The sequence below is a fragment of the Nonomuraea glycinis genome (assembly GCF_035920485.1).
Taxonomy (GTDB): Bacteria; Actinomycetota; Actinomycetes; order Streptosporangiales; family Streptosporangiaceae; genus Nonomuraea; species Nonomuraea glycinis.
Window position 1 is genome coordinate 5,856,521 of the sequence record NZ_CP109166.1, and the last position, 26,201, is coordinate 5,882,721.

Below are 26,201 nucleotides of genomic sequence, written 5' to 3' on the forward strand. Positions count from 1 at the left end.
CGGCGTCACCCGGCCCGGCCCTGGGCCAGGAACCGGCGGATGATGGGCGTCTGTCGCGCTTCCTCCAGCAAGAAGCAGTCGTGGCCGTACGGCGCCTCGATCACCTGGAAGTCGACCGGTTTGCCGAGCGCGCGCAGCGCCTGCTCGATCTCCTGCGACGCCGAGGGCGGATAGAGCCAGTCGGAGCTGAAGGCGATGAGCAGCGTCCGCGCGGCGACGCCGTCGAGCGCCCGCGCGAGCGATCCGCCGCCATGCCGGCGCGCGAGATCGAAGTATGTCAGCGCGCGCGAGGTGTAGAGGTAGGTGTTGGCGTCGAAGCGCTTGACGAACGAGCCGGCCTGGTGGCGCAGGTAGCTCTCCACCTCGAACTCCGGCTCGGTGATCGTGTAGCGGAGGTCGTCGCCGGACTGCAGCCGCCGGCCGAACTTGTCGTCGAGCGCGGGCGCGGACAGGTAGGTGATGTGGCCGACCATCCGCGCCACGCCCATGCCGCCGTCGGGCGCCCGGCCCGTGCCGTAGTAGTGGCCGCCCTGCCAGGCCGGGTCGCCCATGATCGAGTCCCGCGCGATCGCGTTCCAGGCCACGCCCTGCGGGTGGAGGGCGTGCGTGCTGGCGATCGCCACGACGGCGTCGACCTGGTCGGGGAACAGGACCGCCCATTCGAGCGCCTGCATCCCGCCGAGCGAACCCCCGGCGACCGCCGCGAGCCGTTCGATGCCCAGGACGTCCAGGAACGCGCGCTGGGTGCGGACCATGTCCGAAACCGTGATCACGGGGAAGTCCGAGCCGTACGGCCTGCCCGTCGCCGGGTCGATCGACGACGGCCCCGTCGTGCCACGGCAGCCGCCGAGCAGGTTCGTGCAGATGACGAAGAAGTGGTCGGTGTCGAACGCCTTGCCGGGGCCGATCATCCCGTCCCACCAGCCGAGGCCCTTGCCGCCCGCGCTGTCGCGATCCTCGGCGCCGAACCCGTCTCGCGTGCTCGCCGCGGGCGGCGCCTCGGCCAGGCCGGCGGCGTGGGCGTCGCCGCTGAGCGCGTGGCCCACCAGGATGACGTTGTCGCGAGCGGGGGAGAGGGTGCCGTAGGTCTCGTAGGCCACCCGGACGGGGTGCAGCTCCCGGCCGCAGTCGAGGCGGAGCGGCTCCGGCAGGTCGAGGTATCGGGTTTCCACCGTGCCGACGGTGCCGACCGTGCCGGCCGCGAGCGTCCTGGCTGGTTGCGACATGAGGGCTATGGTAGCCGCCACGCAGGGTGTATGGTCAAATACCTACCGGGATTGTGGGAAGAAAGGGTGGGACATGACGACGGTCGCCAACGGAGTGAACGTACAGGCGCTGCTGGACGCGCGTGAGGTGCTGAAGGGCGCGCCCGAGGCCGCGCAGTTCGTCTGGCGGGCATCCTCCAAATGGCAGAACGGCGTCCACAGCACCTCCACGGTCAAGGAGTTCTACGGTCTCGGGGCGGAGCAGACCCACCGGAACGAAGCGGTGTTCGACGCCGACCACCCCGAGGTCTTCGCGGCCGAGGACAACGGCATCACCCCGATCGAGTATCTCCTCGTCGGCCTGGCGAGCTGCCTGACGGCCGGCGTGGCCTCCGTCGCGCAGAACCGCGGCATCCAGCTGCGCTCGGTCGAGGCGACCCTCGAAGGCAAGCACGACATCCGCGGCATCCTCGGCGTCGACGCCGACGTCCGCAACGGCTTCACCGACATCAAGGTGACGTTCAACATCGACGCGGACGCCTCCAAGCAGGACATCGAGGCTCTGGTGGCTCAGTCCCAGAAGCGCTCGGCCGTGTTCGACGCCCTCACGAACCCGACGGACGTCACCGTCGAAGTCGCCTGAGAGGCCGAGTCATCATCGAGCGCGTCACCACGGTCGTCATCGGCGCGGGGCACGCCGGCCTCGCGGCGAGCCACTTCCTCAGCGAGCGGTCGCTCGATCACCTCGTGCTCGAGCGCGGCGAGGTGGCGAACTCATGGCGCCGCGAACGCTGGGACTCCTTCCGCCTGCTCACCCCCAACTGGCAGAGCCGCCTGCCGGGACTTCACTACGAAGGCCCGGACCCCGACGGCTACATGACCATGGGGGAGGTGACCGAGTTCATCGAGCGCTTCGCCAAGCTCTCGCGGGCACCCGTCCGCACCGGCACGAACGTCACGTCGGTACGGCGCACCGACGACGGCTACCACGTGACGACCAGCCAGGGCGAGATCGGCTGCCGGGCGGTGGTCGTCGCGAGCGGCGCCTGCAACCGGCCGGCGGTGCCGCCGCTCAGCGAGGCGGTGCCGCCGGACGTCGAGCAGCTGACGCCGTTCGACTACCGCGAACCCGGGCAGCTCCCCGACGGCGGCGTGCTCGTCGTGGGAGCGTCGGCGACCGGCGTGCAACTGGCCGCCGAGCTGCGCAGGTCGGGCCGGCCGGTGATCCTCTCGGTGGGGGAGCACGTGCGGCTGCCGCGCACCTACCGTGGGCGCGACGTGCTGTGGTGGATGGACGCCTCGGGGGTGTGGGACCAGAGGTACGACGAGGTCGACGACCTCACCCGGGCCCGGCGGCTGCCCTCGCCCCAGCTCGTGGGGACGCCCGAGCGCACGACCCTCGATCTCAACGCGCTCACCTCCCTGGGGGTCGAGCTGGTGGGCCGATGGGCGGCCGTGCGCGACGGGCGCGCGCTGTTCTCCGGCGGCCTGCGTAACGTGTTCGCGCTCGCGGACCTCAAGCTGGAGCGCCTGCTGGACGCGTTCGACGAGTGGGCCAGGACGCGCGGCGTCGACGCCGAGCTCGGCCCGCCGGAGCGCTTCGCGCCGACCCGGGTGCCCTCATCGGCGCGCCTGCAGCTCGACCTGCGCGGCGGCGAGATCCGCACGATCGTGTGGGCGACGGGCTTCCGGCCCGACTACACCTGGCTCGACGTGCCCGTCGTCGACGAGAAGGGCCGGCTGCGCCACGACGGCGGGGTCGTCGACAGCCCGGGACTGTACGCGCTGGGGCTGCCGGTGCTGCGGCGGCGCAGGTCCACGTTCATCAACGGCATCGAGGACGACGCGCGCGAGGTGATCGGCCACCTCGCGCGGCATGTGGCCGTACGACGCGGAAGTTGATTATTTTGTCCGACAATCGTATGGTCGGACAAAATTTCTGCCGTCGTCGGTCGCGCCCTGAGGGTCCGCGCAGCGGCCCGGCGCCGCCGCGCGAGTTCAGGAAGCCACCACGATGATCGAAAACCCGCGCCCGTCCCTGACGGGGGTGCTGTGATGAGCGACGCCACGTACGAGGTGATCGCGCTCCGGTACGGAACCCGGCTCGGGGCGAAGGAGGAGATCTTCCTCAACTACGGCATCTACGGCGAGCCGGACGAGCCGCTCGGGATGGACTATTACTGCTGGGTGGCCCGCAACGCCGAGCGCACGATCATGATCGACACCGGGTTCGGCGTCGTGGGCGGCGCGCGCAGGCGGCGCACCACCCTCCTCTCGCCGGTCGACGCGCTGGCCCGGCTCGGGGTGGACGCCGCGACGGTGCCGCAGGTCGTCATCACGCACGCGCACTACGACCACATCGGCAATCTCGCGGCCTTCCCCGCCGCCGAGGTCATCATGGCCCGCCGCGAGTACGAGTTCTGGACCGGTCCGTTCGGCCGGCGGGCGCAGTTCGCCTGGTCCACCGAGGAGTCCGAGACGGCCCACCTGGCGGAGGTGCACGCCCAGGGCCGGATGACGCTGATCGACAAGGCGTACAGTCCGGCGCCCGGGATCGAGGTGATCCCGGTCGGCGGCCACACGCCAGGGCAGGCCATCGTCCTGGTCGCCACCGCGGACGGCCAGGCCGTGCTCGCCTCGGACGCCGCGCACTACTACGAGGAGATAGAGCGGGACCGGCCGTTCGCGTTCGTCGCCGATCTGGAGGCGATGTACCGCGGCTTCGACCTGCTGAAGGAGATCGCCTCCGACCCGGGCCGGTTGATCGTGGCCGGGCATGACCCGGACGTGATGCGGCGCTTCCCCGCTGTGGCGGGCATCGATCCGGGGCTCGCCGTCCGCGTCGGCGCCAAGCCGTAGGCGGGCAGGATGGCGAGCACCGAGAAGGAGCCGGCCGGCGCGCTGAGCGGCATCCGCGTGGGGCGCGTGGCCGCTCCGCTGCGCGAGCAGGTGCTCGACGGGCTGCGGCGCGCCATCCTCGACTTCGACCTCAAGCCGGGAGCGCGGCTCGTCGAACGCGAGCTGATGGAGCAGATCGGCGTCTCCCGCACGACGATCCGTGAAGTGCTCCGCGAGCTCGCCGCCGAGGGTCTGGTGGTGGTGATACCGCAGAAGGGCGCGGTCGTCCACGCGCCGTCCCCGGTGGAGGCGCAGGACCTCTACGCGGTCCGCGCCGCCCTGGAGTCCCTGGCCGTACGGCGCTTCATCGAGCGCGCCTCCGCAGCGGACGTCGACGCGCTGCGGGCCACGGTCGACGAGATGGAGGCGGTGGCCCTGGGCGACCGGGACATCCCGGCCCTCCTGCGGGCCAAGGACCGCTTCTACGACGTGCTCCTCGAAGGCGCCGCGAGCCCCACCATCCAGGACATCCTCGGCGGGGTCCAGGCCCGCGTGCGCCTGCTGCGCGCCACCTCGCTGTCCCAGCCGGGACGGCCGGTACGGGTCATCTCGGAGATGCGGGCACTCGTCGCCGCGATCGCGGCCCGCGACGCCGACGAGGCGACCGGCCTGTGCGTCGCGCACCTGGACAACGCCTCGTCGACCGGCCTCAAGGCCCTGGCGGCGGAGAGCCCCGCGAGCCCCGCGAGCTGAGGACCACGCGGAAGACGATGCTGGTGGACAGCGCCACCCGGCGGGAGAGCTCGGCCACGCCCAGCACCGGCTCCTCGTCGGTGAAGCACTCCAGCACGGCGATCGCTCGCTCGATCGACTGGACATGGTTACGTCGTGCGACTGCTCCGTCTGCTTCATCCTCGACTGTCACTGCCGCGGCGCTCTCGTCGTCGGGCTCCGGGTAGACGATCAGTTCGTGCCCGGACCAGAGCGGGTGCCGGGCGCCGGTGCCGCCGACGGAAACGGCTCAGTAGTGGATCGGGCCTTTCGCACCACCACCGGCGATCACCGCGTCGCCGTTGATCGCCACACTGAGCGGGCTCGCGAGGAAGGCGACCACGGACGCGACCTCCTCGGGCTCCACCAGTCGCCCGATGGAGACGGCGGCGGCCATCCGCCGCTCGACTTCCTCGGCAGTGGTCCCGCTCGCCGCCGCCCTGCGCGCGGCGACCTCCAGCATGGTCTCGGTACGGGTGGCGCCGGGGTGGACCACGGTGACGTTGATTCCGCCGGCGCCGAGTTCGTCCGCCAGGTTCTTGGTCATGGCGGCGACCGCGACGTTGCGGATCGAGCCGGTCACGGAACCGGTCTGCCGGGCCGCGAGTCCGCCGATGTTGATGACACGTCCCCAGCCGCGCTCCGCCATCGCCGGGGCGAACGCGCGGACGCAGCGCAGGTAGCCGCGGACCTTGACGTTGATCTCGGCTTCCAGGTCGTCGTCCGGGATCGTGCCCGGGTTGGTGGTGGCCGCGTTGTTCACCAGGATGTCGACGCCGCCGAGACCGCGGACCGCGGCGTCGGCCATGGCGGCCACGGACGCGTCGTCGCCGGTGTCCGCGGCGATGCCGATGACCCGGGCGCCGGTTTCGGTACTCAGGCGGGCTGCCTGTTCCTCGGCGCGCTGGGCGTTCCTGGCGACCAGGGCCACGGCGGCGCCCTCGGCCGCGAGGGCGCGGCCCACCGCGAGTCCGATACCCCGGCTTCCGCCGGTGACCACAGCGCGCCGCCCCGTCAGTCGCAGGTCCACGTTCACTCCCTTCGGTCTCCGTGGAAGATATCCGCCGGCGTTCCCGGTCGGATGGGCGGCGGGCCCCATGGCACTTGAAGAACGAAGACGGTCTCGTGCTGGCCGTCGTCGACGGCGCGATGCCCCCGGAGCGTCACCGGTCGCCGTCGGCTGCGCCTGAGCATCGAGGCCCTCATGCCCGCAGCGTCACCTCAAGCCGCCGAGGAAGGTCCTGGTCACCTTCGTCAGAGCCCGTTGCGCGACTGCCGGCTCGAAGAACGGCGCCTGGTAACCGGCGGCGCCGACGAGGCCGCCTCCGGCCGTCGTCCCCCGGAAGGTGGCCTCGACCGTCCGGTCACCGGCCAGGACCTTGATGAGGATCTCAGTCATGGGCGGCGCGCTCTTGTCGTATCGCCTGGTGGTGCTGGAGACCACGGCGAACGCCCGCTCGCCGAGTCCGGAGAGCCGCCGGCGGGGTTCGTAGTCAGTGTGGAGGCGATCGTCGGTGAGGCCGCCCTTGGCGCGGTAGCGGTCGTACTTCTTGGCATCGCGATCGAATTGGAACGTCGACCCGGTGTCGCCGTCCCCCCAGTCGACCACGCGGATGTCCAGTTGGCCGCCGCGAGCGGTGAACTCCTGCCCAGGTCGGTGCTTGACGACCTCCTTGATCGACCAGGTGCAGGTGGTCTGCTTGATGCGGCCGTCGTTGGTGCTGGCGGACGGTCCGCCGGCGTCGGGGAAGAACGCCGATTCGATCTGTGCGGCGGTGACGATGCCACAGGGCCCGGTGAGCTTCACCTTGTCGGCGCTCTTGGTCATCTCCGCGGTGACGAGCCCCGCGACCTTCCCGGCCGAGGTCCGCGTCTCGTCGCCGGAGGGGTATGCGGCGCCGGTCCGGTTGCTGCCGCCATAGGTGACCTTGATCTGCCAGGGCCCCTGCCGGACGAATACCTCCGCTTTGAGGCCGCTCATCCCGATCGAGGTCTGGCTGTAGGCGGCGTCGCCGTACTCCAGTGTCCTGAGCTCGCCGAAGGCCGAGCCCGAGGTTCTGCCGTCGGTCCGCTTGCCGTCGCGGACGTTGACCCGCCGCTCGTGCGTTTCCCGGTCCTTGTCGAAGCGGTCCGTGGCGTACTCGGCCGCGCTCTGCGTCTCCGCGCTCTTGGCCGCCACGGAGATGCTCAGCAGGCGATGGCCGAGTACGCCGTCGCCGACGTCCATCTTGCTGTTCGTCCAGCTACAGGCCGCTCGCTTCTCGGTGTCGGTGGCAGCACCGGTGGATGCGTCCTTCCCGCCGTATTCGGCATCGGCGACCAGGCTCTTACGAAGCTTTTCCGGTACGGCGGCACAAAGCTGGTCGCCGGTGATCGCCCGGAGTTTCACCGCCTCGGTGGTCTTCGCCTCCTCGGCCGTGGGCGACCGTACCGTGTCGACCCGGCCGGAGGTCGGCTCAGCGGGCGGGCCGGCTTGGTCACGGGCCAGGAGCAGCCAGCCCCCTGCCAGCGCGCCGATCAGGACGACGCTGAGCACGACGACGACGGCGATCAGCGGTCCCTTCTTCCCGCTGCGGTTGCGCTGGGGAGGTGGCCACTGTCCTCCGGGTCCGCCCTGCGGGTGGGGCGATGGCCCGCCGGGACCGGCAGACCACCGTACGGCCGGTCCTGTTCCGCCTGGTGCCGGGCCTGGGAAGCCGCCGGGAGCGCCGTGCCGGCCGCGCGGATGTCCGGGCGGGCCAGATCCGTGGGACGGCGGATAGGGGGTGGACATCGGCGAACCTCCAGAGCGGGCGAGCCTGCCGCCCCTGACATGGCAGGCCTACGGGGGTAGCGCACGCTCCGCCCCTCGCGCCCCGGCTGCGAGCCTACGGACGGCGGGAACGCCGGCGTGTCAGGTGAACGCCCCTCATCGGGGTCACGGACGCGGGCCGCGCTTGCCGTAAGACGTCCACATGATCACGCCCGAAGCTCCGAGAGCCGCTGCCTTCGGTGCGCTGCCGATCGGGGCGATCAGCACCATCTGGGCGACTCGTTAGGCTGCGTCATGGCAAGATCGCGAGTGGGCGAGCTGAGGGGTGGCGGTTGGCTGAGGAGGCGGTGCGGCTGCTCGTGCGCTTCGGCCGCCGCTACGCGGCCGCCGTGCGCCTGGCGACGCTCGCGCCGATCTGTGTGATCGCCCTGTCCCGCGCCTCGCCCGAGCACGCGCCGACCACGGCGTACGTGGTCGCTGCCGCAGCCGCCTGGACCTGTGGATACGCATGGTGGCTGCGCAGGGGCCGGGGGAGCGGGCCGGTCGCTCTCGACGTGGCCGTCCTGCTCGGACTGTTCGCGAGCGTCTTCTGGACCGGTGCCGTCGAGGACAGGAACACCGGGTGGTTGCGGCTGCTGCTCACTTTCGCCTGTGTGACGTGTCAGTGGCACACCCCGCCCCTGGTGGGTGGCGCGGCGGCGCTGGCGGCCGGAGGCGGGGCGGTGGTCCTCCTCATCGCGGCGGGGGCGGTGGAGCTGGACGCGACCCTGGTCACGGGGACGGCATGGGCGATGCCGGCGGCCGCGCTGTCCAGAGCGGCTTGGGTGCTCGTCAAGCGCGCCGCGGAACGGGCCGACCGCATGGCGGCCGAGGCCGTGCAAGCGCGCGGCGAGTCGCTGGTGGCCGCCGCGGCCCGCGCGGAGGAACGCGAGCTCGCCAACGCGTTGCACGACACGGCGGCGACGACCCTGCTGATGGTCGGCATCGGGCAGGTGCGTTCGGACGCGGACTGGCTGGCACCGCAGGCGCGCCGCGATCTGGACTGGCTGCGCTCCGACAGCGGGCGGGCGTCGCCGTACGCGGACCTCGTCGACCTGCTGCGCGCCGACCTCGATGCCACGCATCTGACCGTGGAGTTCGACGCGCCCGCACGGCTGCGGCTGCCGTTCGACGCCGCCAGGGCGATCGCCGACGCCACCCGGGAAACCCTGACCAACGTACGTCGCCACGCGGGCACGACGCGTGCGACCGTCCGGCTGCGCGGGAACGAGGGGGCGCTGCGACTTGACGTCATCGATCGGGGGAAGGGATTCTCGCCCACGGATGTGCCGGCCACCCGGCGCGGCATCCGCGAGTCCGTGAGCGGCAGGATGACCCGCGTCGGTGGCACGGCCACGATCACCTCCACCGAGGGCGAGGGCACCCTGGTACGCCTGGAGTGGCGGATCGGCGATGCGCGCCTCGTGATGAGTGACGGCGATGAGTGACACCGTCGAAGAGGTGACGCGCGCGCAGCTGAGGCACGGCCTGCGCATCGCGACGATGCTCGTCGCTACGGCCATCGTGTTCGGGCTCGGACTGTCCAACTTACTGCGCTATCTGGACGTCTATCCGTCACCCCTCACGCAGCTGGCCGCCCTCGCGGCGCTGGGGGCCGTGCTCGCCGGAGAGGCCACGCTGCTCGTCCGAGGGCGTTCGTGGGGACGGCTGCACGGGCCCGCCATCGCCCTCGTGCTCGGCGCGTCCGCGCTGTCGTACGTGACCCTGCCGGACGGGCGTACGTCGACCGGTGTCGACTGGATCTTCGGTGCCGCCAACTGGGTGGGCGTCGTCGTTCTGCTGGATCGCCCCCTGCGGGCCGCCGTGTCGTTCCTGCTGGCCCACGAGCTCACCGCCCTGCTCCATCTGCTCCTGCTCGACGACCCCAGCCGGGCGGGCCTGGCCCGGTTCGCCACCGGCTCGGTGACCGTGTTCGGCTTCCCGCTGTGCGTGGCCGTGGTGGCGGCCGTCATGCGCAGCCTCAGCGCGGCGGCGGCGACCTCCCGCGGCGAGATCGAACGGGTGCGCGTCGCCGAGGCGGTCGCCGCGGAGTCCCACGGCCGCAGGCAGCGGCGGCTCGCCGCGTTGTCGGCCACCACGATCCCGCTCCTGGAGGGGCTCGCCGACGGATCGCTGCGCCCTGAAGACCCGGTCGTCCAGCGGCACTGCGCCATCGAGGCGGCCCGGATGCGGCGGCTGTTCGCCGAGGCCGACACGGTCGCGGATCCCCTCCTGCACGAGCTGCGCCACTGCATCGACGTGGCAGACCGCAAGGGCGTCGTGGTGGAGCTGGACACCCGCGGCACGTGGCCCGAGCCGCCCGTCGAGGTCCGGCGTGATCTCACCGAGGCGGTGCTCATCGTCCTCGCCACCACCGTCTCCCGCGCCCGGGTCACCGTCATGGGCAGTGCGGACCTGGTGTCGGTCAGTGTGGTCGCGGACTGCGGCGAGGTGAGCGTGCCGAGCCCGGCGACGCCCGGCGTACAGGTCGAGGCGTTGCACAACGACGATACGGTTTGGATGGAGGCCCGATGGCAGCCGATTCGGCAGCGGACGAGTCGATCACCGTGGTGATCGTGGACGATCATGCGGCCATCGCCGCGGGCGTGCACTTCTGGTGCTCCCGAGCCGTGCCACCGATCGACCTCATCGATGCCGGTGACCGGCTCGCCGATGTCTGGACCGGGCCAGGCGCCGTCGCCGACGTGGTGATCTTCGATCTGGAGCTGGTGCCGCGCCGACCGGACTTCGGCGAGCTGCGCCGGCTGGTCGACAGCGGCAGGCGCGTGATCGTGTACTCCCAGCACACCGACGATGCGACCGCGATCAAGTGCATCGACCTCGGCGCCCTCGCCTACCTGACCAAGCGTGAAGGGCCGGAGCATCTGGTGCCCGCCATCCGGGCGGTCGCTCGCGGCGCGGCCTACACCGCGCCGTCGCTGTCCGGGGCGCTCATCGCCGATGACGCTCCTGGCCGGCCACGCCTGTCCCAGCGTGAAACCGAGGTGCTGCGGGCGTGGTTCGTGTCCTCGTCCAAGGAACTCGTCGCCGTGAAGCTCAACATCACCGTCAAGACCGTCGACACGTATATCGCGCGGGTACGGGTGAAGTACGCCAACGTGGGACGGGCCGCTCCGACCAAGAGCGAGCTCGTCGGCCGTGCTCTCGACGACGGGCTCATCACGCTCGCCGAGCTCAACGGAACGGCTATCGGACGCACGATCTGATCCGCCTTTGTGCCCGCGAACAGGCCGCCCTGCATGTGCCCGAACCGGTGCGCGTCACCGCCACCCGCCGCGCGACTTTCGCCGATCGACAGGTGCGGCCGGTGCTCAGCCCGCCCCTGACCGACATCGGCGAAGCGAGTGCGACAGCGGCGGGGCACAGCTATTGAGCACCCACCCGGTGCGTGGAAGTGTGTGCACGACGAAGGGACTGATCAATGAGATCGTTCACCGGAAAGCTGGCCGTCGTCACCGGAGGCGGCACAGGGATGGGTCGCGAACTGGTCGCCCAGTTGGCGGCCGACGGCTGTTCGGTCGCGACATGCGACGTCAATGACGCCAATCTGGCCGTCACCGCGGACAACGCCCGTAAGGTCGCGCCCGGCGACGTGCGGGTCACGACCCACCACTGCGATGTGTCGGACGCGGCCCAGGTGGCGAGGTTCCGCGACGAGGTCATGGCGCAGCACGAGACGAGCCACATCAACCTGCTGTTCAACAACGCGGGCATCCACGGCGGCGGCAGCTTCGTCGCCGGCCCTCAGGACGAATGGGAGCGCACGTTCGACGTGTGCTGGGGAGGGGTGTACAACTGCTCGCGGGCATTCGTGCCGCTGTTGATCGCGAGCGACGAGGGCTGCCTCGTCAACACCAGCAGCGTCAACGGGTTCTGGGCGTTCATCGGCCCCGGCATTCCGCACACCGCCTACAGCACCGCGAAGTTCGCGATCAAGGGTTTCACCGAGGCGATGCTGGTGGACTTCCGGGTCAACGCGCCGCACGTCCAGGTCGCGCTGGTGATGCCGGGACACGTCGGCACCGACATGATGATCAACTCTCGGCGGGCGCACGGCCAGTCCGACCCGGAGGACATGACCCCCGAGGAGATCGACAAGGCCCGCGCGCTCATCGTCGCCAACGCCGGCATCCCGGCCGAGCACGTGAGCGACGACATGGTCCGCTCGATGGTCAAGGGCATAGCCGACGGCTTCCGGGACAGCGCCCCCCTCTCGGCCGCCGACGCCGCGACCATCATCCTCGACGGCATCCGGGCCGGCACCTGGCGCATCCTGGTGGGCGAGGACGCCCACGCGCTCGACACCGCGTTCCGCGCCGACCCGCTCGCTCTCTACGCACCCGGCAGTCCCGCCCTCGCGTCGATCCTCGGCATCCCGCTCGACGCGGGCAACTGACCTGATCCACCGCACGGTCGAAGGGTCGCCCGGACGCTCGGGGGAGCGGCGCGGCGGGGGCCCCGCCGGCGGCGTCCGGCATGACCGTCGAGCGGCTGCCCACGTCCGCCGGGCGGGCTGGTCGCCGACCCGTGCCGGCTCAGCGCAGGGTGCTGGCGTCCTCGCAGCCGTCGTAGTTCTGCGACGCCCGCTGAATACGGGTCTCCTGCTGCCGGAGCGCGGTCGCGAGCAGGTCGAGCCCGGTGGCGATGTCCGTCATCCGCTGGCCGTGGTCCTGCGCGTACGCGCGGCCGTATTCGTCGTCGCCGAGGGCGGTTTTCGCCACCCCCGACGACGCCTCGAATCGGGTGCTCGCGCCGGCCAGGTCACCGGCCATGCCGTCCGCCGCGCACGCCAACCGGTGCAGGTGTCTCTTGCTGTAGGTGACGCCGTCGAACTCCACGGGTGGGCAGCCTAGTACTCCTCGATCAAGGACCCCACAAATCAGGAAACGATGGTAATTGTGGGATCTGCGATACAGAGGGGACATGAGGGACATAGATGGCGACAGATGAGCCATGGCGGCTGCTGGAGCAACTCGTCCAGGAGGTCAACCAGCAAACCGAGCAGCTTGGGAAGATGCACCAGAAGGTACGGGAGCTGTCGGCCACCGCCCGGTCGAAGGACGGCATGGTGACCGTGACCGTCGGTCCCCGCGGCGAGGTGCGGACGATCGAGTTCGATCCCCGGGTCTACCGCAAGCTGTCGCCTTCGGAGCTGTCCACCCTGATCGTCGAGCAGATCGGGCGGGCGACCAGCCAGGTCTCCGGTGAGATGCGGGAGCTGATGGGCCCCTTCGTGCCGGATCTTCCGTTCGAGGACTTGTTCGGCGAGGGAACGAGCTTCGAGTCCTTCCTCCCCGGAGCCGGCCCGCCGCAGCCGGGGGATCCACGGATGCCCGGCGAAGGTGACGCCCGCTGATGGGGCTTGACCTCAGTTTGGTGCCCGACGTGGTGAAGCCGCTGGCGAGGCCGTTGACGGGCGGCGCGTTCCCGGAGGCCGACGTCGGCGGGCTCATCGCCGAGGCGGGGACACTGGAGAACCTGGCGGATCTCCTGGCCGAGATCAAGGCGGGGGACGCCGGTGCGGTCGTCAGGATGCTGCGCGGCCAGGAATGGCAGGGCGCCGCCAAGGAGACGTTCGAGCAGACGTTCGCGGCCCTTGGCGGGCAGGCGGGAGCCACCGGGGCCGACTCCGGGGAGGCGCTGCTCGATCTGCTGGAGCAGGCCCTCCGGGACGAGGCGGCGTCCCTGCGCGAGCACGGCGTGCGGATGCAGCACACCGAGTGGATGATCTACGCCTCGCTGGCGCTGCTCGGCGCGGTGATCGTCAGGCTGCTGGTGTGGATCCACGTCCACGGCCCGGCCGTTCTCGCGCTGATCCGGGAGCACACGCTGCTGACCCAGGTGAGCATCCAGACGATGAAGCGGCTCGTCCTCATGAGCACGCTGAAGTTCGCCGGGATCATGGGCGGGCTGGACCTCGGCGTGCAAGCGGCGCAGCAGGTCGTGGGGGACCGCGAGGCGGGGGACTTCGATCTCGCGTCGCTGGCGATGTCGGCCGGCAGCGGGGCCCTGACCGGCGCCCTGTTCGGCGGCGCGAACGCCGCGCTGTCGCGGCTGCTGAGCCGGCAGATGGTGTACGTCGCGTCCAGGGCCGAGCTGGCCGTGCGCGACAAGATCGTGGCGATCACACAGAGCATGTACGGCCAGGCGCTGCTGGGTGGGGCGGCGGGCACGGCCGGCGCCGTCCCCGCTCTGGCGCTCGGCGGGCAACTGGACGCCTCCCACCTCACGTACGCCTTCATTTCCGGCGTCGCGGGCGGCCTCGACGTCCCGGCCTCGGCCCGAACGAGCTACCTCCCGATGCGAGCGGTCGCCCAACTCGCCGACCCCGCGCACCCCGGCACCGCGCACCCCGCCTCGACGCACGCCGACACCGCGCACCCCGCCTCGACGCACGCCGACACCGTGCACACCAGCACCGCGCACCCCGCCTCCACGCACGCCGACACCGGTTCGCCGCACCCGGCCGGTGAGCGCGCTCCCACCCGGCCGGTCGCCGCTATCGGCGAGACGACGCTCGCGGGCGAGATGACGCTCGCCGGCGCGCCGCACGCCGACACCGGTCCACCGCCCGCGTCCCCGCCCCCTGTCAGAGCCCCGAGCGACGCCGCCGGGCCTCAGATGCTCTCGAACGGGGCGATCGCCGGTGAGGTTGTCCGACGCCAGGACACGCCACTGCCAAGCGGGGACAGGGCCTTACCAGTAGGCGGGGACAGGGCCGTACAAGACGGAACTCCCGCGCGGGCCCCGCAGAATCTTCCGGTCGAGCGACCCCAGCAGAACCTTCTCGCCGAGCGGACCCCCACCAACCAGAGCACGCCCGCCACCACCCGAGCCGAGGCCATGAGCCCGGGGCAGCTCCCACGGAGCTCTCTGCTTCCCGCCACCGTTCCGGCGATCACCACCGCGACCCCCGATGACGCCTTCGGCGGTGAGGGCGGGCGGGAACGACCACAGCAGCCCCACATGGACGCTCAACCACCGCGCGAGCAGAGCGCACTCCCGGCGAGGCCCGAAGACCGGCCGGGACCGGCCGCCTCCACCGTCAGCCATGGGGACCGGACGGCCGGGGCGATGCCGGCGGCCGACCCAGGTCTGCCTGGCCGTGCGGCCGAACCAGATTCACCCGGCTTGGCACGGGACGCCGCACTCCCCGCGGCGCGGGCTCCGCAAGAGCTGGCGGGTATCGCCGTCCAGGAACGGGCACGGCCGGCAGGGGCGCATCAGGTGCCCGGCGGACCCTCGCCGATTGCGGATCCGCGGCCCCGCGGCTTCGCCGAGGCGGCGGCGATCGTTCACCGCTGGACGCCCGACAACGGGAGCGGCCCGGACGGCCGCCGGGCAGGTCCGGAGAACCGGATCGAGCGGCTGCTCAGCGGTCCGCCGGACGGCCCCGGCACCTCTCCGAGGGCGGTGCCGGACGAGGTGCTCCTGGCCGAAGGGCGGCGGCTGACGGAGCGGCTGCCCGTCAGCGGCCAAGACGACACGGCCGCACGGGCCCTGGCCCTGATGGGCCGGAGCATCGGCGGACCCGACCAGGCAAGGGCCATCCACGCACTCGCGAACGACCTCGGCCTGAGGCTCGAGATCGACGCCCTGGTCGACGTCTTCAACGACGCCCAGCGGTACGGCCTGTCCCCGGCCGGCGCGACCGACCGTGCGGCGCTGGCCGGCATCCTGCACAGGATGATGGCGGCGGACTCCCATCGCTGGACGGGCTTCCGGCACCAGCTCCGCTTCTCCTTGCCGGACGCGAACGCCGTACAGGCACGCACGATCGGGCTCATGGTCACGATGATGGGGGACCCCGTCACCTCCACCAAGGTCCGGAACTTCACGAGACCCATGCTCGAGAGGTACGGCATTCGCGACATCGGGGAGTTGCTCCCGGTCGTCCGGGCGGCCCACCAGAGGGGCCACATCCCCCACGGCACGACCGGAAGCGAGGCCCTGCTCGCGGCCATGGACGCGTTCCGGCGCGAGGACCCATCCTTGTGGAACGGCGTGCTGCTCGCCGAGAGGCACGCCCTGACCGACACCGGCGAGCCGACGGCACGGGTGCTCGGGCTCCTGGACGAGATCGCCGCGCGTGCGGAGGGCACGGTGCTTCCGCTGGACCGCCTGGCCGGTGAGGCGGGGCAGGGACGCTCGGTCGAACAGCTCGTGCGCCTGGCCGAGGACGCGCGGGCACACGGCGCCGACCTCACACGGGTGGCCGGGCCCCGGGAGCTCGTCGACCTGCTCACCACGCACCGGACGCGAGACCCGTACCTCTGGGACGGGCTGCGGATCGCGGCCGAGAACGGCGTCACGCGGCCGAGCGACGACACGGCGCGCGTTCTCTCCCGGCTCGCCGAGATCACCGGCTCCGAGGCGCCGTCGCGGCTGCGCGTGTTCGAACCGCTGCGCCGCCTGGCGGGAGACGCGGGACTCGGCTATTCCGTCGAACGGCTGGTGGACAGCACGGCCGAGGCCCACCGGAACGGCTTGGACCTCTTCGGGCCGGTCAGCCGGCGCCAGGTGCTCGATGCCCTGACCCGAGACGCCGGCACGGCCGCGCCCCGGCCGCCGGACATCCCGTCCGGGCTGCACGATCTGTCTCCGTCGGCCGTCCGGGACGCCCTGCGGGCCGCGAGCCGCGAGCACGAGGCGGCCCGGCAGGCGCTTCCCGAGGGGAGCCCGGTCCTGCGCCGCGTCCGGTCACTGCTGACCGGCCCGGACCTGCCGGCCATGGCCGAGCGGGAGCGCGTCGCCTCGCTGGAGGCCCGCGTCCAGGCGTGGCAGCGCTGGCCGGATCGCCCCGAGGTGGCGTTCACGAGGGATTTCGCGGCGTTCAGGGGCGCCTACGACCAGGCCGTGGAACGCGCTGTCAGGGGGGAGGCGGTGATCCCCTATATGCTGGACGACGCCACCGCGTCCCTGGCCGCCCGTGACGGCGGACGCGGGTTCGGGCTGGAGCTCGAGTTCGACCTGCCGGACAGCGTCGCGCGCCAAGGCTTGGAGGCCATCGCCCGTGCCCTGCACGAGGCCGGACTGACCGGCGACGCTCGGCTGCACGAGTACCACACCATGAAGGACCGGGGCTACAGCTCAGGAAAGAACGGCGGGCTCGGCCTGTGGAGGCTGGAGAAGGACGGTACGGTCGCGGGCGAACTGGTCTCGCCCATCCTGTACGACGAGCCCGCGACCTGGCAGAACCTCCGCGTCGCCGTCGACATCATCCGATCGCACGGCGGCACGGCCAGTCTGCGGACCGGTGGGCACGTCCATGTGAGCACCCACGACTTCGACCACATCGTGGAGAACTACACCAGCGTGCTGAACCACGTGGGCCATCACATCGACACGTTGTTCAGACTCGCGCACAACCCGGAGGCGGAGAGCCACCGGGGACTCAAGCACTGCCGCCCCAACCAGCTGCCCGCCGCCGGCTACGAACCGATCGGCCCGGTGCGGCATCGCAACAGCGGCCACGACTCCGCGGTGAACATGAACGCCATGCGAGGGTCCTCGAAGGATCACCTCGAGTTGCGGCTGTGGGACGGCTCGCTCGACCCCGCCGTGATCCAGTCACAGGTGAAGGTGTCGCTCGCACTGGTCGAGGCGGCGTTCCGCAACGCGACCTCGGGTGATCTGCCCAACCGGGGCAGGCCCGACCCGCTGGGCACCCACGCCGAGCTCTTCACGGATCCGGCGCAGGACCGCACCGAGCGGGGGAGCCTGTCCTTCCGCAGCCTGATGGACGAGATCTTCTGGCGGGCCGCCGACAAGGAGCAGCTCACCGCCCTGTACGCCGCCACTCGCTGGATGCGCCCGCAGTGACCGCACCCCGGAGGACACCCATGGCCGTGCTCGTCCGTAACACCTCGTCGTCGGAGCCGCCTCCGGCCGCACCGGCCGGAGCCGACGGCCGGCCGTACCGCTTCGAGATGATCCACGCGGGCGGCACCCGCCGTGGCTACGCCGACGACCCCGCCGAACTGGTCGCGATGCTCATCCCCGAGTACGCCGACTACGGCGACTACACCGAGCACCCCGAGCACATCGAGCACCCCGAGCATCCCGAGCACTCCAAGCACTCCAAGCACCCCGAGCACCCCGAGCGCGTCGGCTACGCCGAGCTCGCCACCGACGCGGAGCGGGCGGTCGCCCGCGTCCGTCTCGTCCTGGACATGCAGGTCAGGCTGCAAGCTCAGCTCGCGGCCGGGTGGCCGCTCGACGCGTGCACCGAGGCGGAGCGCGCCGTGCTCCTCGGCCCACGACACGAACCCCCGGCCCCCTCCCGATGGGAGGCACCGGTCCCTCTGGTCCTGATCTCGACCTTCTACGAGCCCACCGGCCCCCTCCCTAAGCCCTCGGGCCCGGCGGATCTCCAGCTCTGGCTCGACCCCGCCGACGACTGGACCCTGCTGACCAGCCTGCACACAGCCGGCCTGATCACCGTGAACAGGTCGCGCTGACCTCGCGGCCGGCGGCCCGGCCGTCGTGAGCCGCGGCCCGCCTCGCCCTGGACAACCCTCGGCCCGGCATGATCACAATATGGCGCTGTTCGCCAACTTCGTCACCACGGAAGGACGTACGTGATCAAGCGAGGTATCACGGGGTTGTCGGTCCTGGTCGTCCTGATCCTCGGCACCAGCGTGTCGAGCGCGGCGGCGGACGACGCTCCCGCCGCCCCCACGCACCCCGGGCCCGTCTACGCGACGGTCACCGACAAGAGCGGGAAACTGTCCCTCCAGACGTTCGGGCGTCCGGACGGGAAGGACATGGTGTTCCGGATCTCCGGATCGGTGTACGCCAACATCGAGGGCAACAGTCTGGACCCGGCGCTGCGGCACGGCCAGAAACTGTTCAACATCGAGGGTTACAACATCCGGCGGCTGTACCGGGTGCCTGAGACGAACCAGCTCTACCAGCTCTCCCGGGAGATCGTCTTCTACACCGACCCGGCGGATCCCCAGCGCGTCGTCCGCGAGTGGCGGAACCCGATCGACGGCAAGACGTACCCGGTCGTCCCCATCAACAACGACGCGGTCAACTTCGGCCCGTTCCCGATCACCCCCTCCTACGTGGGGCCGCCGCTGCGCCGGTCGCACGACGAGACCATCTGGACCAGCGACATCGGCGTCCGCGCGGACCTCGGCGGCACCCTGGGCGAGCGGTTCGGCCTGACCGGCGGCGTGTACGCGGCGCAGGAGATGTTCGACTTCTCCGTCGACGAGCGCGAGGTGGCGGCGCGCACCCGGTCCGGCGTCCCGTCCGGCGCGATGGAGACGAAGATCAGCTGGGCGCGGACCAGCCCGTGGGCGCCGTTCATGTGCCTGCCGGAGACCGAGGTGCGCGGCCAACTCACCTACCATGCCCGCAGCTGGTCGCTGGACTCCTACCGCGACATCGAGCCGTGGCTGCGCGCCGAGGTCGAGCAGAACCATCCGCTGTTCAAGGCCGCTCCCGGCGAGCCGGGGGCGAGCGAGAACTCCTGGACGTCCTTCCACAACAAGCAGCTCGGCAAGGGCGCCACCACCTGGGCAGGCTGGTGCGCCGCCAACGGCCGTCCATGAACGTCCGCGACCGGCGGCACCGGGCCGGTCAGGTCGCGGGGTGTGGTGTGCCGTTGGCCCGGTCAGGTCACGGGGTGCGGTGTGCCGCTGGTCCGTACGGCCAGCAGGTGGTCGATGAGCGCCAGCAGCACATCGCGTCCGGCCGCCCGGTCGCGGGCGTCACAGAGCATCAGCGGCACCTGCGGATCGAGGTCGAGCGCCCGCCGGATCTCCTCCTGCGTCCGGTCCCGGACGCCGTGGAAGCAGTTGACGCCGACGACGAAGGGGATGCCACGGCTCTCGAAGAAGTCGATCGAGGCGAAGCTCACGTCCAGCCGGCGGGTGTCGACCAGGACGACCGCGCCCATCGCCCCGTTGACCAGGTCGTTCCACATGAACCAGAAGCGCTCCTGCCCGGGTGTGCCGAAGAGGTAGAGCACGAGTTCGCGGTTGATGGTGATGCGGCCGAAGTCCAGCGCGACGGTGGTGGTGGACTTGCCGTCCACACCGTCCAGATCGTCCACGCCGACGCCGGCATGGGTCAGGTATTCCTCCGTACGCAGCGGGGCGACCTCGCTGACCGCGCCGACCAGGGTCGTCTTCCCGACGCCGAAACCACCGGCGATGAGGATCTTCACCGCCAGAGGAGCGGCGTCCCCGTGGTCAGAGTTTGCGTAACCCATCTCGCACCGCCCTAAGGATCGCCAGCTCGGGAGCGCCGCCCGCCTGCGCGAACGCCAGGGGTGGCCGGGCCCGCAGCTGACCCGACTCGATCAGATCGCCGATGAGGATCTTGGTCACCGACACCGGCAGATTCAGTGCGGCGGCGACCTCGGCCACCGCCAGCGGCCGCTCGCACAGGGCGACGATGGCGCGGTGCTCCGGCTGCATCTTGCGCCGGTCGCGTCCGTTTCCCGGAAGGGCCGCGGAGGTCGTCGCCACCAGGGTGATCAGCGTCAGGTCGTCCCGCTCGGGAGCGGTCCGCCCGCCGGTGATCGTGTAGGGACGGACAAGGGACTCGCCGGCGTCATCGTCGTCGAAGCCTTCCGTCCAGTGCTTCATCCGTGTCTCTCCCGGTCATCGGCGTGCGGGCGGCGCACGTCGGTGCCGAGTTTCTGACCGACCCGCTGGATCAGGGTGTGCATCGCGACGCTCATCAGCTCGGCGTCGACCTCCTGGGAGGCGACCACCGCCAGATGGGTGCCCCGGCCCGCGGCGGTGACGAACAACCACAGCTCGGCCATCTCGATGATGACCTGGTGGACCGGCCCGCCGCTGAAGAGCTGCCCGACGCCGCGCGCCAGGCTCTGCTGTCCGGTGGCGATCGCGGCCAGGCGTTCGGCGTCCGCGCGTTCGATGGTCCTGGACCGGCTGACCACCAGGCCGTCGTCGGACAGCACGACGGCGTGCCGGGCGCCCGCGACCTGATCGACCAGGCCGTCCAGCAGCCAGTCCAAGTCCGTGTCGGTGGAGGTGGTGCGCTGCGTCATCATCGATCTTCCGTCGTAGGGGAACTGGGTTCGGGAGATTCGCTCGCCTCGGGCTGCGAGCCGTCGTCACCGGTGCGGCGTTTGCGCGACTGTCTCTGGAAGGCGCCGATCGTGGCGCCGGACCGGTGGGGCTGGTCCCAGGTCTCCTGGCCGGCCTGGTCGGCCTGGACCGCCGGGACCTTGAGCTCCGCCGTCAGGCTGGCCTGGCGTACCCGCTGGGGCAGCGGCCGGCCGGCGGACTCCTGCTCCGGCGAGCCCGCCCGCGCCGTCACGGACGCCATCGCACGTCCTCGGGAGCGGGCCGGCAACTGACCGTCCTTGTGCGGCGGGGTTTCCGCCCGTGGGCGGGGTGGTGAGGCGTCGGCGGCCCGGGGGACCTCCATGGGGGCCGTGGCGGGCTCGGGTACCGTGCGCGGGCGGGCCACCACCAGCGATTCGGGAACCAGCACGATGACCCGGGTGCCGCCGAAGGCCGACGACCGCAGCTCGACCTGGAGGCCCAGGTTCGCGGAGAGCCGGGCGACCACGTCCAGGCCGAGCCGCACGTCGTCGGCGTGGGCCAGCACGTCGAGGCGCGGCGGCGACTGCAGCAGAGCGTTGGCGGCGGCGTACTGCTCGGGCTCCATGCCCAGGCCGCGGTCCTCGATCTCCACGGCGACGCCCCGGCCGACCCGCGCGGCCCGGACCTCTACGGGGGTCAGTGGCTTGGAGAAGGCGGTGGCGTTCTCCATGAGCTCCGCCAGGACGTGGACCAGCGGTTGCACCGCGCGCTCCGCGATCCAGGACTCGGTCTCGACGTCGATCGAGATCCGGCGGTAGTCCTGGACCTCGCCTTGCGCGGCGCGCAGCACATCGAGCAGCCGCACCGGCTTGCGCCAGCGGCGCTGTGGCTGCCCGCCGCCGAGGATCACCAGGTTCTCCTCGTAGCGGCGCAGCCGGGAGGCGAGATGGTCCAGGTCGAACAGGCCCTCCAGCACCTCCGGGTCCTCGTGCTTGCGCTCCAGCTCGTCCAGCTTCTTCAGCTGCAGGCCGATGAGGATCTGGGTGCGCCGGGCGATGCGCTGCAGCATCCGCTGGAAGCCCCGGTGCTGTTCGGCCTGCCGCACGGCGGTGTGGACGGCGCTGCGGCTGGCCAGGTTGAGCGCCTGCCCGAGCTCGCCGAGCTCGTCCGGGGTCGGCTCGAGCCTGCGCACCTCCGCGTCCACGTCGACGTCCTCGCCGCGCTCCAGCCGGGCGACCACGTCGGGCAGCCGCTCCTGCAGCTCCTGGGCGTCCTGGCGCAGGGCCAGGATGCGCCGGCGGAGAACGGCGGTGAGCCGCCAGCTCGTGAAGAACACCAGGCCCAGGGCGAGCAGGCCCACCGTGGAGATGCTGACGAAGACCTTGAAGATCATGTCGGCGTGACCGTAGCCGGCCCTGCCGACATTCTCCGATCGCAGGCTCAGGAGCTGCCGCAGTTGCACGGTGACCGCGTCCACCGCTGAGCGCCACTGTGCGCTGTCGTCGCGCAGTGTCACCCGATCACCCTCGGCGCCGCTCCCGGCGGTGATCAGCCGCCCTTCCAGGGCGGCCATGGTCTCCCACGCCTTGCCGGTCGTCATCTTCGCGTACGGGAGCTCGTTGCCCGTGAGAGCGGGAAGCACCCGGGACCGCAGGAGGTGCTTCCTGGCGCCGATGGCGTCGGTGACGAGGCCGTACTCGCTCCTCGTCAGGGCGCCCCTCGCCCAGCCGCCGGACAGCAGGGCGTCCTCGCGGCCGAGTGCGTAGACGACCCAGAAGAGGTCGGTCAGCGTCTGCGCCTTACTGCTCACCTGGCCCTCGTCGGTGTTGCCGAGGGCGGTCAGCACGCTGAGGGCCGACTCCAGGACGCCGCTGTAGTAGTCGAACGCGCGCTGCGAGGTGGCCCGGCCGGCGTCCACCGCCCGGCGCTGCTGATCGAGGAGGCCGAGGCCGCGGTCGGTGCGGATGACGGCGTCGGTGAGGCCCTCCTGCGCGTCGGCGTCGTCCAGGGCCGTCAGCGGACGGAACGCCCGCACGGCCCGGTCGGTCACCGCGCGCTGTTCGGCGAGCTGGTCGCGGGCGGGGCTCCCCGGGCCGGCCAGCACCTGGGCGGTGAGCCGTCGCTCCTGGTCGAGGCTGAGGAACAGGTCGGCCGCGGGCCTGCCGACGGCGGTGGTGGCCAGCTCCATCTGGGTCTTCTCCGCCTGCCACTGGGTGGCCAGCTGGTGCATGCCCGAGGCCAGGAGCGGGGCGAAGGTCAGGCTCGGGACGAAGACGACGATGAGCAGCACGGTGCGCAACGACAGGCGGCGGGCACCGGTCAGTCGCCGCGGCCCGCCGCCGGCCGGCCCGGTCCCGTTCCCCAGGGTGTCCGTCCGTGGCCGCCCGGCCCTGCCTGATTCAGCCACGTACGGGACACTCCCTCGCCGATCGCAAAGTCCATGACAAAATCACCATGTAGGCGATCAGTGCCTGATCGTAGCGAAACGGCAGGTTGAGCCGGAAGACCCGGCTTACCGCATGATGGCGTTACTGGAGTGATCAGTCACCCTTCGGGAGCAGCTACGTCAAGCGGTGTCGGGGGCCTTCGCCCGCGCGATGCGCGCCTTGACGTCGCGGAAGTGCAGCCGCATCGCCTCCCGGGCGGCTTCGGCGTCCCGGGCGCGAAGAGCCGCCACGATCCGGCGGTGGTTGACGACGATCTCCGCGGTCCGCTCCTCCGGTGGGCCGAGTGTCGGCTCGACCTCGTGGTAGACGTCCCAGAACAGGCCGATCAGCTGCAGCACCAGCTCGTTACCGCACGATTCGTACAGCAGCGCGTGGAACGCCCGATCGGCGCCATGGTCCCGATCCATGCCATTGACCAGGGCTTCCAACGCGGCCAGCCGGGTGACGCTGGTGCTCTGGGCCACCTGGGCGATCAGCCCGGTCTCGAGCAGCTCGCGGACCTCGACCAGATCGCGCAGCGCGCGGATCCCGCCGCCCGGCCCCGAGCGCACCTGGAAGGCGAGTGACGGCGTCAGCACGTCCAGCGACGCGTGCCCCACGAACGTCCCATGACCGTGCCGGATCTCGACGATCCCTAACGCCCGCAGAGCACGTACGGCCTCACGGACGCTGTTGCGGCTCGCCCCGAGCAGCTCCATCAGCTGCACTTCGGTGGGTATCGGTGACCCGGGGGCCAGTCCGCGCTCGTGGATCAGAGCGACGATGCGCTCCTGAAGCGACGCGCCGTCACGCGTAGGCATACTGCCTCCAGGCTCGTCGAAGACCGTGTGTCGAACATCCCACCTCTCGGTCCCGGAAGGCCAGGCGGTGCCGGAAATTTTACGCCCATGACACGGACGGGCCACCGCGCGAACGCGGTGCGTTGGCCGCTCGTTCAGGACATGGGATGTCCGGGGGCGGCGATGGCGCCCGCGGGAGCCCCGCGAGCGCCATCGTCCAGCGGCCGGCGTCCTCTCAGCCGACGCGATCGAACGGCAGCCGCAGCCCGAGCCGCCCGCCGATCGGGAGGTTCCGCTGCCGGATCAGGTCCAGCTCGGTCGCGGTGAGGGCGCGCCCGTAGACGCGCACCTCGTCCAGCGTCCCCCGGAAGCGGTCCGCGCCGTCCAGCCGCTGCCCGACGTGGATTCCCTCGAGCCCGAACTCCTTGCCGAGGGTCAGCGAACCGGCCGGGACCGCCGCCGAGGAGACCTGGACGCCGTCCACCAGGAGCCGGAGCTCGCCGCGTACCCGCTGGAGCGCCACGAAGTGCCACTGCCCGTCGTTGTACGCGGTCGGCGACTGTACGGACACGTCGAACCGGTCGACGGCCAGGACCGCCCGGATGCGGTTGCTCGCCGGTTCGGCCCGCAGCCACAGCCCCGGCGGGTTGGTGCCCCGGTCCACCCGGTGGAACCAGAGGATCGAGTGCGCGCCGGTTTTGTCCGAGTAGCGGATCCAGGAGGTCAGCGTAAAGTCCCCCGCGCCGAGGTCGATGGACTCGTCGAACGCCACCTCCGCCCGGTCGTCCACCCGGTCCAGCGCCAGCCCGTCGCCGAAGCGCCCGTCGGTGGTCTGCGCGCCGCCGCGGACATACGCCTTGTTACGGTACGGCGACGCGTCCGGCGTCGTCGGTCCGGGCACCGGAGGTCCGGGGATGTTCGGCGGGGCGCCGTTCGGCGTCTCCAGGTACGCCTCGTTGAACCGCGCGAACCGGATCTGCTCGTACGGCGAGACGGTGCCGGCCTCGTACATCAGGGCCGCCTCGTCGCCGTCCAGACGCACCATGTCCGAGTACGCCGACGGCCCCCAGAAGAAGACCTTGCCCTTGTCCCACGTCTCGAAGCGGCCGCCCTCGTCGTAGGACGACCGGATGCCCATCGCCTCCCGGGCGCCCGGGTGCACCGGCGCGGAGAACAGGATGCGCCCCTCGCCGAACCGCAGCAGCGACCCCTGGATGTCGGTCGTCGCCAGGGCGGGCATGGTGCGGAACGGCGCGTCCCACGTCTCGCCGCCGTCGCCGCTGGTCGCGTACGCCCGGTTGCCCTCGTCGGTGCCGCGCTCGCGGGCCGAGGCGTAGATCCGCCCGTCGGTGAGCTCGACGACGGTGACCTCCTGGGCGATCACCGTGCCGTCGTCGCGGACCGTCTCGGCGCCGATGTGCCAGGTCGCCCCGCCGTCGTCGCTGTAGAGCAGGTGGGTGCCGTAGGCGTGCTTCCCGACCCGGTCCCAGCTCTCGAAACTCGCCCCGACGACCAGCCGGCCGGCGTGCGGGCCGCGCTTGAGCTGGATGCCGTGCATCGGGCCGGTGGCGTACCAGAAGTTCCACTCCGGGCGCTTGCCCTCGGTCATCTCCCTGGCGGCCGACCAGGTCGCCCCGTGGTCGTCGCTGACCTGCACCCACGGATCGCGGTCACAGCCGTTCGGGCACGGCTCGGCGCCGTTGTGGGTGCTCACCAGCACGACCCGGCCGGTGCGCTCGTCGACGATCGGCACCGGGTTGCCGTGGGTCGCACCGTTCCCCTCGGAGACCACCTGCAGCGGCCCCCAGGTCCGCCCGCCGTCGGCGGAGCGGCGCAGCACGAGGTCGATGTCCTCGTCGTCGCCGCAGTCCTTGACCCGCCCCTCGGCGAAGGCCAGGAGCATGCCGTTCGTGGCCCGCACCACGGCGGGGATCCGGAAGCAGCCGTATCCGAAGTCGCCCTGCTTGTAGAGCACCTGCTCGTCCACGAACGGCGCGCTCTCGCCGGTTTCAAGGGTTCGCGCCGGGTTCGTCGGTGCCGCGGCCGCCGGCGCGCCTAACGCGCTGACGAGTAAGGCCGCGAGCGCCAGGACGGCGCCCGCGCGGCGGCGGCGTGCGGAGCGTCCGATACGGCGCTCCGGGGGGTGACCATCGTGCATGTCCTCGTCCTTCCTGACAGCAGAAAGTTACGAGAGGACATCCTACGTCCAACGTTGGATGTTACAGAAGGGTGAACGGAGAATGATCGTTCGAGAGAGCGGGACGCGCGCACTCATGGCTCACGGATGATGAGGGGCTATCGGCCCCGCGGCGGGGTTG

At 71.4% G+C, this 26,201-nt stretch carries 23 protein-coding genes; 12 read left to right on the forward strand and 11 right to left on the reverse strand.

Translation table 11 applies throughout. The annotated features are described in order from the left end of the window. Positions 1-5 precede the first annotated feature (5 nt). Positions 6-1,226, reverse strand: coding sequence for a homoserine O-acetyltransferase MetX (gene metX / locus OHA68_RS27480; protein ID WP_327102835.1), 1,221 nt, complete (start codon positions 1,224-1,226; stop codon positions 6-8). 73 nt (positions 1,227-1,299) lie between these two features. Between metX and OHA68_RS27485 the strand changes: the two genes are divergently transcribed. The 4 genes from OHA68_RS27485 to OHA68_RS27500 all read left to right on the forward strand — a co-directional run bounded on the left by OHA68_RS27485 (position 1,300) and on the right by OHA68_RS27500 (position 4,796). Further along, positions 1,300-1,848, forward strand: coding sequence for an OsmC family protein (locus tag OHA68_RS27485; RefSeq protein WP_189139736.1), 549 nt, complete (start codon positions 1,300-1,302; stop codon positions 1,846-1,848). A 38-nt stretch (positions 1,849-1,886) separates the two neighbouring features. Continuing rightward, complete coding sequence (locus tag OHA68_RS27490) at positions 1,887-3,107, forward strand: NAD(P)-binding domain-containing protein (RefSeq protein ID WP_327109565.1); 1,221 nt, start codon at positions 1,887-1,889, stop codon at positions 3,105-3,107. A 153-nt stretch (positions 3,108-3,260) separates the two neighbouring features. Continuing rightward, positions 3,261-4,064: an N-acyl homoserine lactonase family protein gene (locus tag OHA68_RS27495; RefSeq protein WP_189139737.1), complete on the forward strand. Its 804-nt coding sequence runs from the start codon at positions 3,261-3,263 to the stop codon at positions 4,062-4,064. Between the two features lie 9 nt (positions 4,065-4,073). Continuing rightward, on the forward strand, positions 4,074-4,796 hold the full coding sequence (locus tag OHA68_RS27500) for a GntR family transcriptional regulator (protein ID WP_327102836.1): 723 nt from the start codon (positions 4,074-4,076) through the stop codon (positions 4,794-4,796). On the opposite strand, the gene OHA68_RS27505 is transcribed toward OHA68_RS27500, so the two are convergent. The 3 genes from OHA68_RS27505 to OHA68_RS27515 all read right to left on the reverse strand — a co-directional run bounded on the left by OHA68_RS27505 (position 4,753) and on the right by OHA68_RS27515 (position 7,350). Continuing rightward, positions 4,753-4,968 (reverse strand): helix-turn-helix domain-containing protein, encoded by a 216-nt coding sequence (locus OHA68_RS27505; protein WP_327102837.1) that lies wholly within the window; start codon positions 4,966-4,968, stop codon positions 4,753-4,755. The genes OHA68_RS27500 and OHA68_RS27505 overlap by 44 nt on opposite strands. A gap of 96 nt (positions 4,969-5,064) precedes the next feature. Then, positions 5,065-5,844: an SDR family oxidoreductase gene (locus tag OHA68_RS27510; RefSeq protein WP_327102838.1), complete on the reverse strand. Its 780-nt coding sequence runs from the start codon at positions 5,842-5,844 to the stop codon at positions 5,065-5,067. Between the two features lie 186 nt (positions 5,845-6,030). Beyond that, positions 6,031-7,350 carry a hypothetical protein gene (locus OHA68_RS27515; protein WP_327102839.1) on the reverse strand — a complete coding sequence of 440 codons (1,320 nt, stop codon included), beginning with the start codon at positions 7,348-7,350 and terminating at the stop codon, positions 6,031-6,033. A gap of 548 nt (positions 7,351-7,898) precedes the next feature. On the opposite strand from OHA68_RS27515, the gene OHA68_RS27520 reads away from it, so the two are divergent. The 4 genes from OHA68_RS27520 to OHA68_RS27535 all read left to right on the forward strand — a co-directional run bounded on the left by OHA68_RS27520 (position 7,899) and on the right by OHA68_RS27535 (position 12,022). After that, positions 7,899-9,053 carry a sensor histidine kinase gene (locus OHA68_RS27520; protein WP_327102840.1) on the forward strand — a complete coding sequence of 385 codons (1,155 nt, stop codon included), beginning with the start codon at positions 7,899-7,901 and terminating at the stop codon, positions 9,051-9,053. Next, entirely contained in the window at positions 9,046-10,179 is a 1,134-nt protein-coding gene (locus tag OHA68_RS27525) for a hypothetical protein (RefSeq protein WP_327102841.1), read from the forward strand. The genes OHA68_RS27520 and OHA68_RS27525 overlap by 8 nt, the downstream gene beginning before the upstream one ends. Next, the gene (locus tag OHA68_RS27530; RefSeq protein WP_327102842.1) at positions 10,137-10,832 is read left to right on the forward strand and encodes a response regulator transcription factor; all 696 of its coding nucleotides are present in this window, start codon (positions 10,137-10,139) and stop codon (positions 10,830-10,832) included. The genes OHA68_RS27525 and OHA68_RS27530 overlap by 43 nt, the downstream gene beginning before the upstream one ends. A 215-nt stretch (positions 10,833-11,047) precedes the next feature. Next, the gene (locus tag OHA68_RS27535) at positions 11,048-12,022 is read left to right on the forward strand and encodes an SDR family NAD(P)-dependent oxidoreductase (protein ID WP_327102843.1); all 975 of its coding nucleotides are present in this window, start codon (positions 11,048-11,050) and stop codon (positions 12,020-12,022) included. A 139-nt stretch (positions 12,023-12,161) separates the two neighbouring features. On the opposite strand, the gene OHA68_RS27540 is transcribed toward OHA68_RS27535, so the two are convergent. Next, entirely contained in the window at positions 12,162-12,464 is a 303-nt protein-coding gene (locus tag OHA68_RS27540) for a hypothetical protein (RefSeq protein WP_327102844.1), read from the reverse strand. Between the two features lie 98 nt (positions 12,465-12,562). On the opposite strand from OHA68_RS27540, the gene OHA68_RS27545 reads away from it, so the two are divergent. From OHA68_RS27545 to OHA68_RS27560, 4 genes are all read left to right on the forward strand, one after another. Further along, positions 12,563-12,982, forward strand: coding sequence for a YbaB/EbfC family nucleoid-associated protein (locus OHA68_RS27545; RefSeq protein WP_327102845.1), 420 nt, complete (start codon positions 12,563-12,565; stop codon positions 12,980-12,982). Beyond that, complete coding sequence (locus tag OHA68_RS27550; RefSeq protein WP_327102846.1) at positions 12,982-17,448, forward strand: hypothetical protein; 4,467 nt, start codon at positions 12,982-12,984, stop codon at positions 17,446-17,448. The genes OHA68_RS27545 and OHA68_RS27550 overlap by 1 nt, the downstream gene beginning before the upstream one ends. 20 nt (positions 17,449-17,468) lie before the next feature. Next, positions 17,469-18,086, forward strand: coding sequence for a hypothetical protein (locus tag OHA68_RS27555; protein WP_327102847.1), 618 nt, complete (start codon positions 17,469-17,471; stop codon positions 18,084-18,086). 120 nt (positions 18,087-18,206) lie between these two features. Further along, on the forward strand, positions 18,207-19,187 hold the full coding sequence (locus OHA68_RS27560; protein ID WP_327102848.1) for a DUF1838 family protein: 981 nt from the start codon (positions 18,207-18,209) through the stop codon (positions 19,185-19,187). Between the two features lie 62 nt (positions 19,188-19,249). Here OHA68_RS27560 and OHA68_RS27565 read toward each other — a convergent pair whose 3' ends face one another. The 6 genes from OHA68_RS27565 to OHA68_RS27590 all read right to left on the reverse strand — a co-directional run bounded on the left by OHA68_RS27565 (position 19,250) and on the right by OHA68_RS27590 (position 26,041). Then, entirely contained in the window at positions 19,250-19,849 is a 600-nt protein-coding gene (locus OHA68_RS27565; protein WP_327102849.1) for a GTP-binding protein, read from the reverse strand. Continuing rightward, a complete protein-coding gene (locus OHA68_RS27570) occupies positions 19,830-20,228 on the reverse strand; it encodes a DUF742 domain-containing protein (protein WP_327102850.1) in 399 nt (132 codons plus the stop codon). The genes OHA68_RS27565 and OHA68_RS27570 overlap by 20 nt, the downstream gene beginning before the upstream one ends. Next, the gene (locus tag OHA68_RS27575) at positions 20,225-20,659 is read right to left on the reverse strand and encodes a roadblock/LC7 domain-containing protein (protein WP_407674369.1); all 435 of its coding nucleotides are present in this window, start codon (positions 20,657-20,659) and stop codon (positions 20,225-20,227) included. The genes OHA68_RS27570 and OHA68_RS27575 overlap by 4 nt, the downstream gene beginning before the upstream one ends. Then, positions 20,656-23,064 carry a sensor histidine kinase gene (locus OHA68_RS27580; RefSeq protein ID WP_327102851.1) on the reverse strand — a complete coding sequence of 803 codons (2,409 nt, stop codon included), beginning with the start codon at positions 23,062-23,064 and terminating at the stop codon, positions 20,656-20,658. Before OHA68_RS27580 ends, OHA68_RS27575 begins: the two co-directional genes overlap by 4 nt. A 159-nt stretch (positions 23,065-23,223) precedes the next feature. Continuing rightward, positions 23,224-23,904 (reverse strand): FadR/GntR family transcriptional regulator, encoded by a 681-nt coding sequence (locus tag OHA68_RS27585; RefSeq protein ID WP_327102852.1) that lies wholly within the window; start codon positions 23,902-23,904, stop codon positions 23,224-23,226. A gap of 214 nt (positions 23,905-24,118) precedes the next feature. Next, a complete protein-coding gene (locus OHA68_RS27590) occupies positions 24,119-26,041 on the reverse strand; it encodes a sialidase family protein (protein WP_327102853.1) in 1,923 nt (640 codons plus the stop codon). Positions 26,042-26,201 lie beyond the last annotated feature (160 nt).

Bases quoted from the DNA above. Each gene is read 5' to 3' on its own strand.
- OHA68_RS27575 (WP_407674369.1), bottom strand. From the start codon at position 20,659: ATGATGACGCAGCGCACCACCTCCACCGACACGGACTTGGACTGGCTG.
- OHA68_RS27525 (WP_327102841.1), top strand. From the start codon at position 9,046: ATGAGTGACACCGTCGAAGAGGTGACGCGCGCGCAGCTGAGGCACGGC.
- metX (WP_327102835.1), bottom strand. From the start codon at position 1,226: ATGTCGCAACCAGCCAGGACGCTCGCGGCCGGCACGGTCGGCACCGTC.
- OHA68_RS27570 (WP_327102850.1), bottom strand. From the start codon at position 20,228: ATGAAGCACTGGACGGAAGGCTTCGACGACGATGACGCCGGCGAGTCC.
- OHA68_RS27545 (WP_327102845.1), top strand. From the start codon at position 12,563: ATGGCGACAGATGAGCCATGGCGGCTGCTGGAGCAACTCGTCCAGGAG.
- OHA68_RS27535 (WP_327102843.1), top strand. From the start codon at position 11,048: ATGAGATCGTTCACCGGAAAGCTGGCCGTCGTCACCGGAGGCGGCACA.
- OHA68_RS27550 (WP_327102846.1), top strand. From the start codon at position 12,982: ATGGGGCTTGACCTCAGTTTGGTGCCCGACGTGGTGAAGCCGCTGGCG.
- OHA68_RS27530 (WP_327102842.1), top strand. From the start codon at position 10,137: ATGGCAGCCGATTCGGCAGCGGACGAGTCGATCACCGTGGTGATCGTG.
- OHA68_RS27500 (WP_327102836.1), top strand. From the start codon at position 4,074: ATGGCGAGCACCGAGAAGGAGCCGGCCGGCGCGCTGAGCGGCATCCGC.
- OHA68_RS27495 (WP_189139737.1), top strand. From the start codon at position 3,261: ATGAGCGACGCCACGTACGAGGTGATCGCGCTCCGGTACGGAACCCGG.
- OHA68_RS27485 (WP_189139736.1), top strand. From the start codon at position 1,300: ATGACGACGGTCGCCAACGGAGTGAACGTACAGGCGCTGCTGGACGCG.
- OHA68_RS27565 (WP_327102849.1), bottom strand. From the start codon at position 19,849: ATGGGTTACGCAAACTCTGACCACGGGGACGCCGCTCCTCTGGCGGTG.
- OHA68_RS27555 (WP_327102847.1), top strand. From the start codon at position 17,469: ATGGCCGTGCTCGTCCGTAACACCTCGTCGTCGGAGCCGCCTCCGGCC.
- OHA68_RS27585 (WP_327102852.1), bottom strand. From the start codon at position 23,904: ATGCCTACGCGTGACGGCGCGTCGCTTCAGGAGCGCATCGTCGCTCTG.
- OHA68_RS27590 (WP_327102853.1), bottom strand. From the start codon at position 26,041: ATGCACGATGGTCACCCCCCGGAGCGCCGTATCGGACGCTCCGCACGC.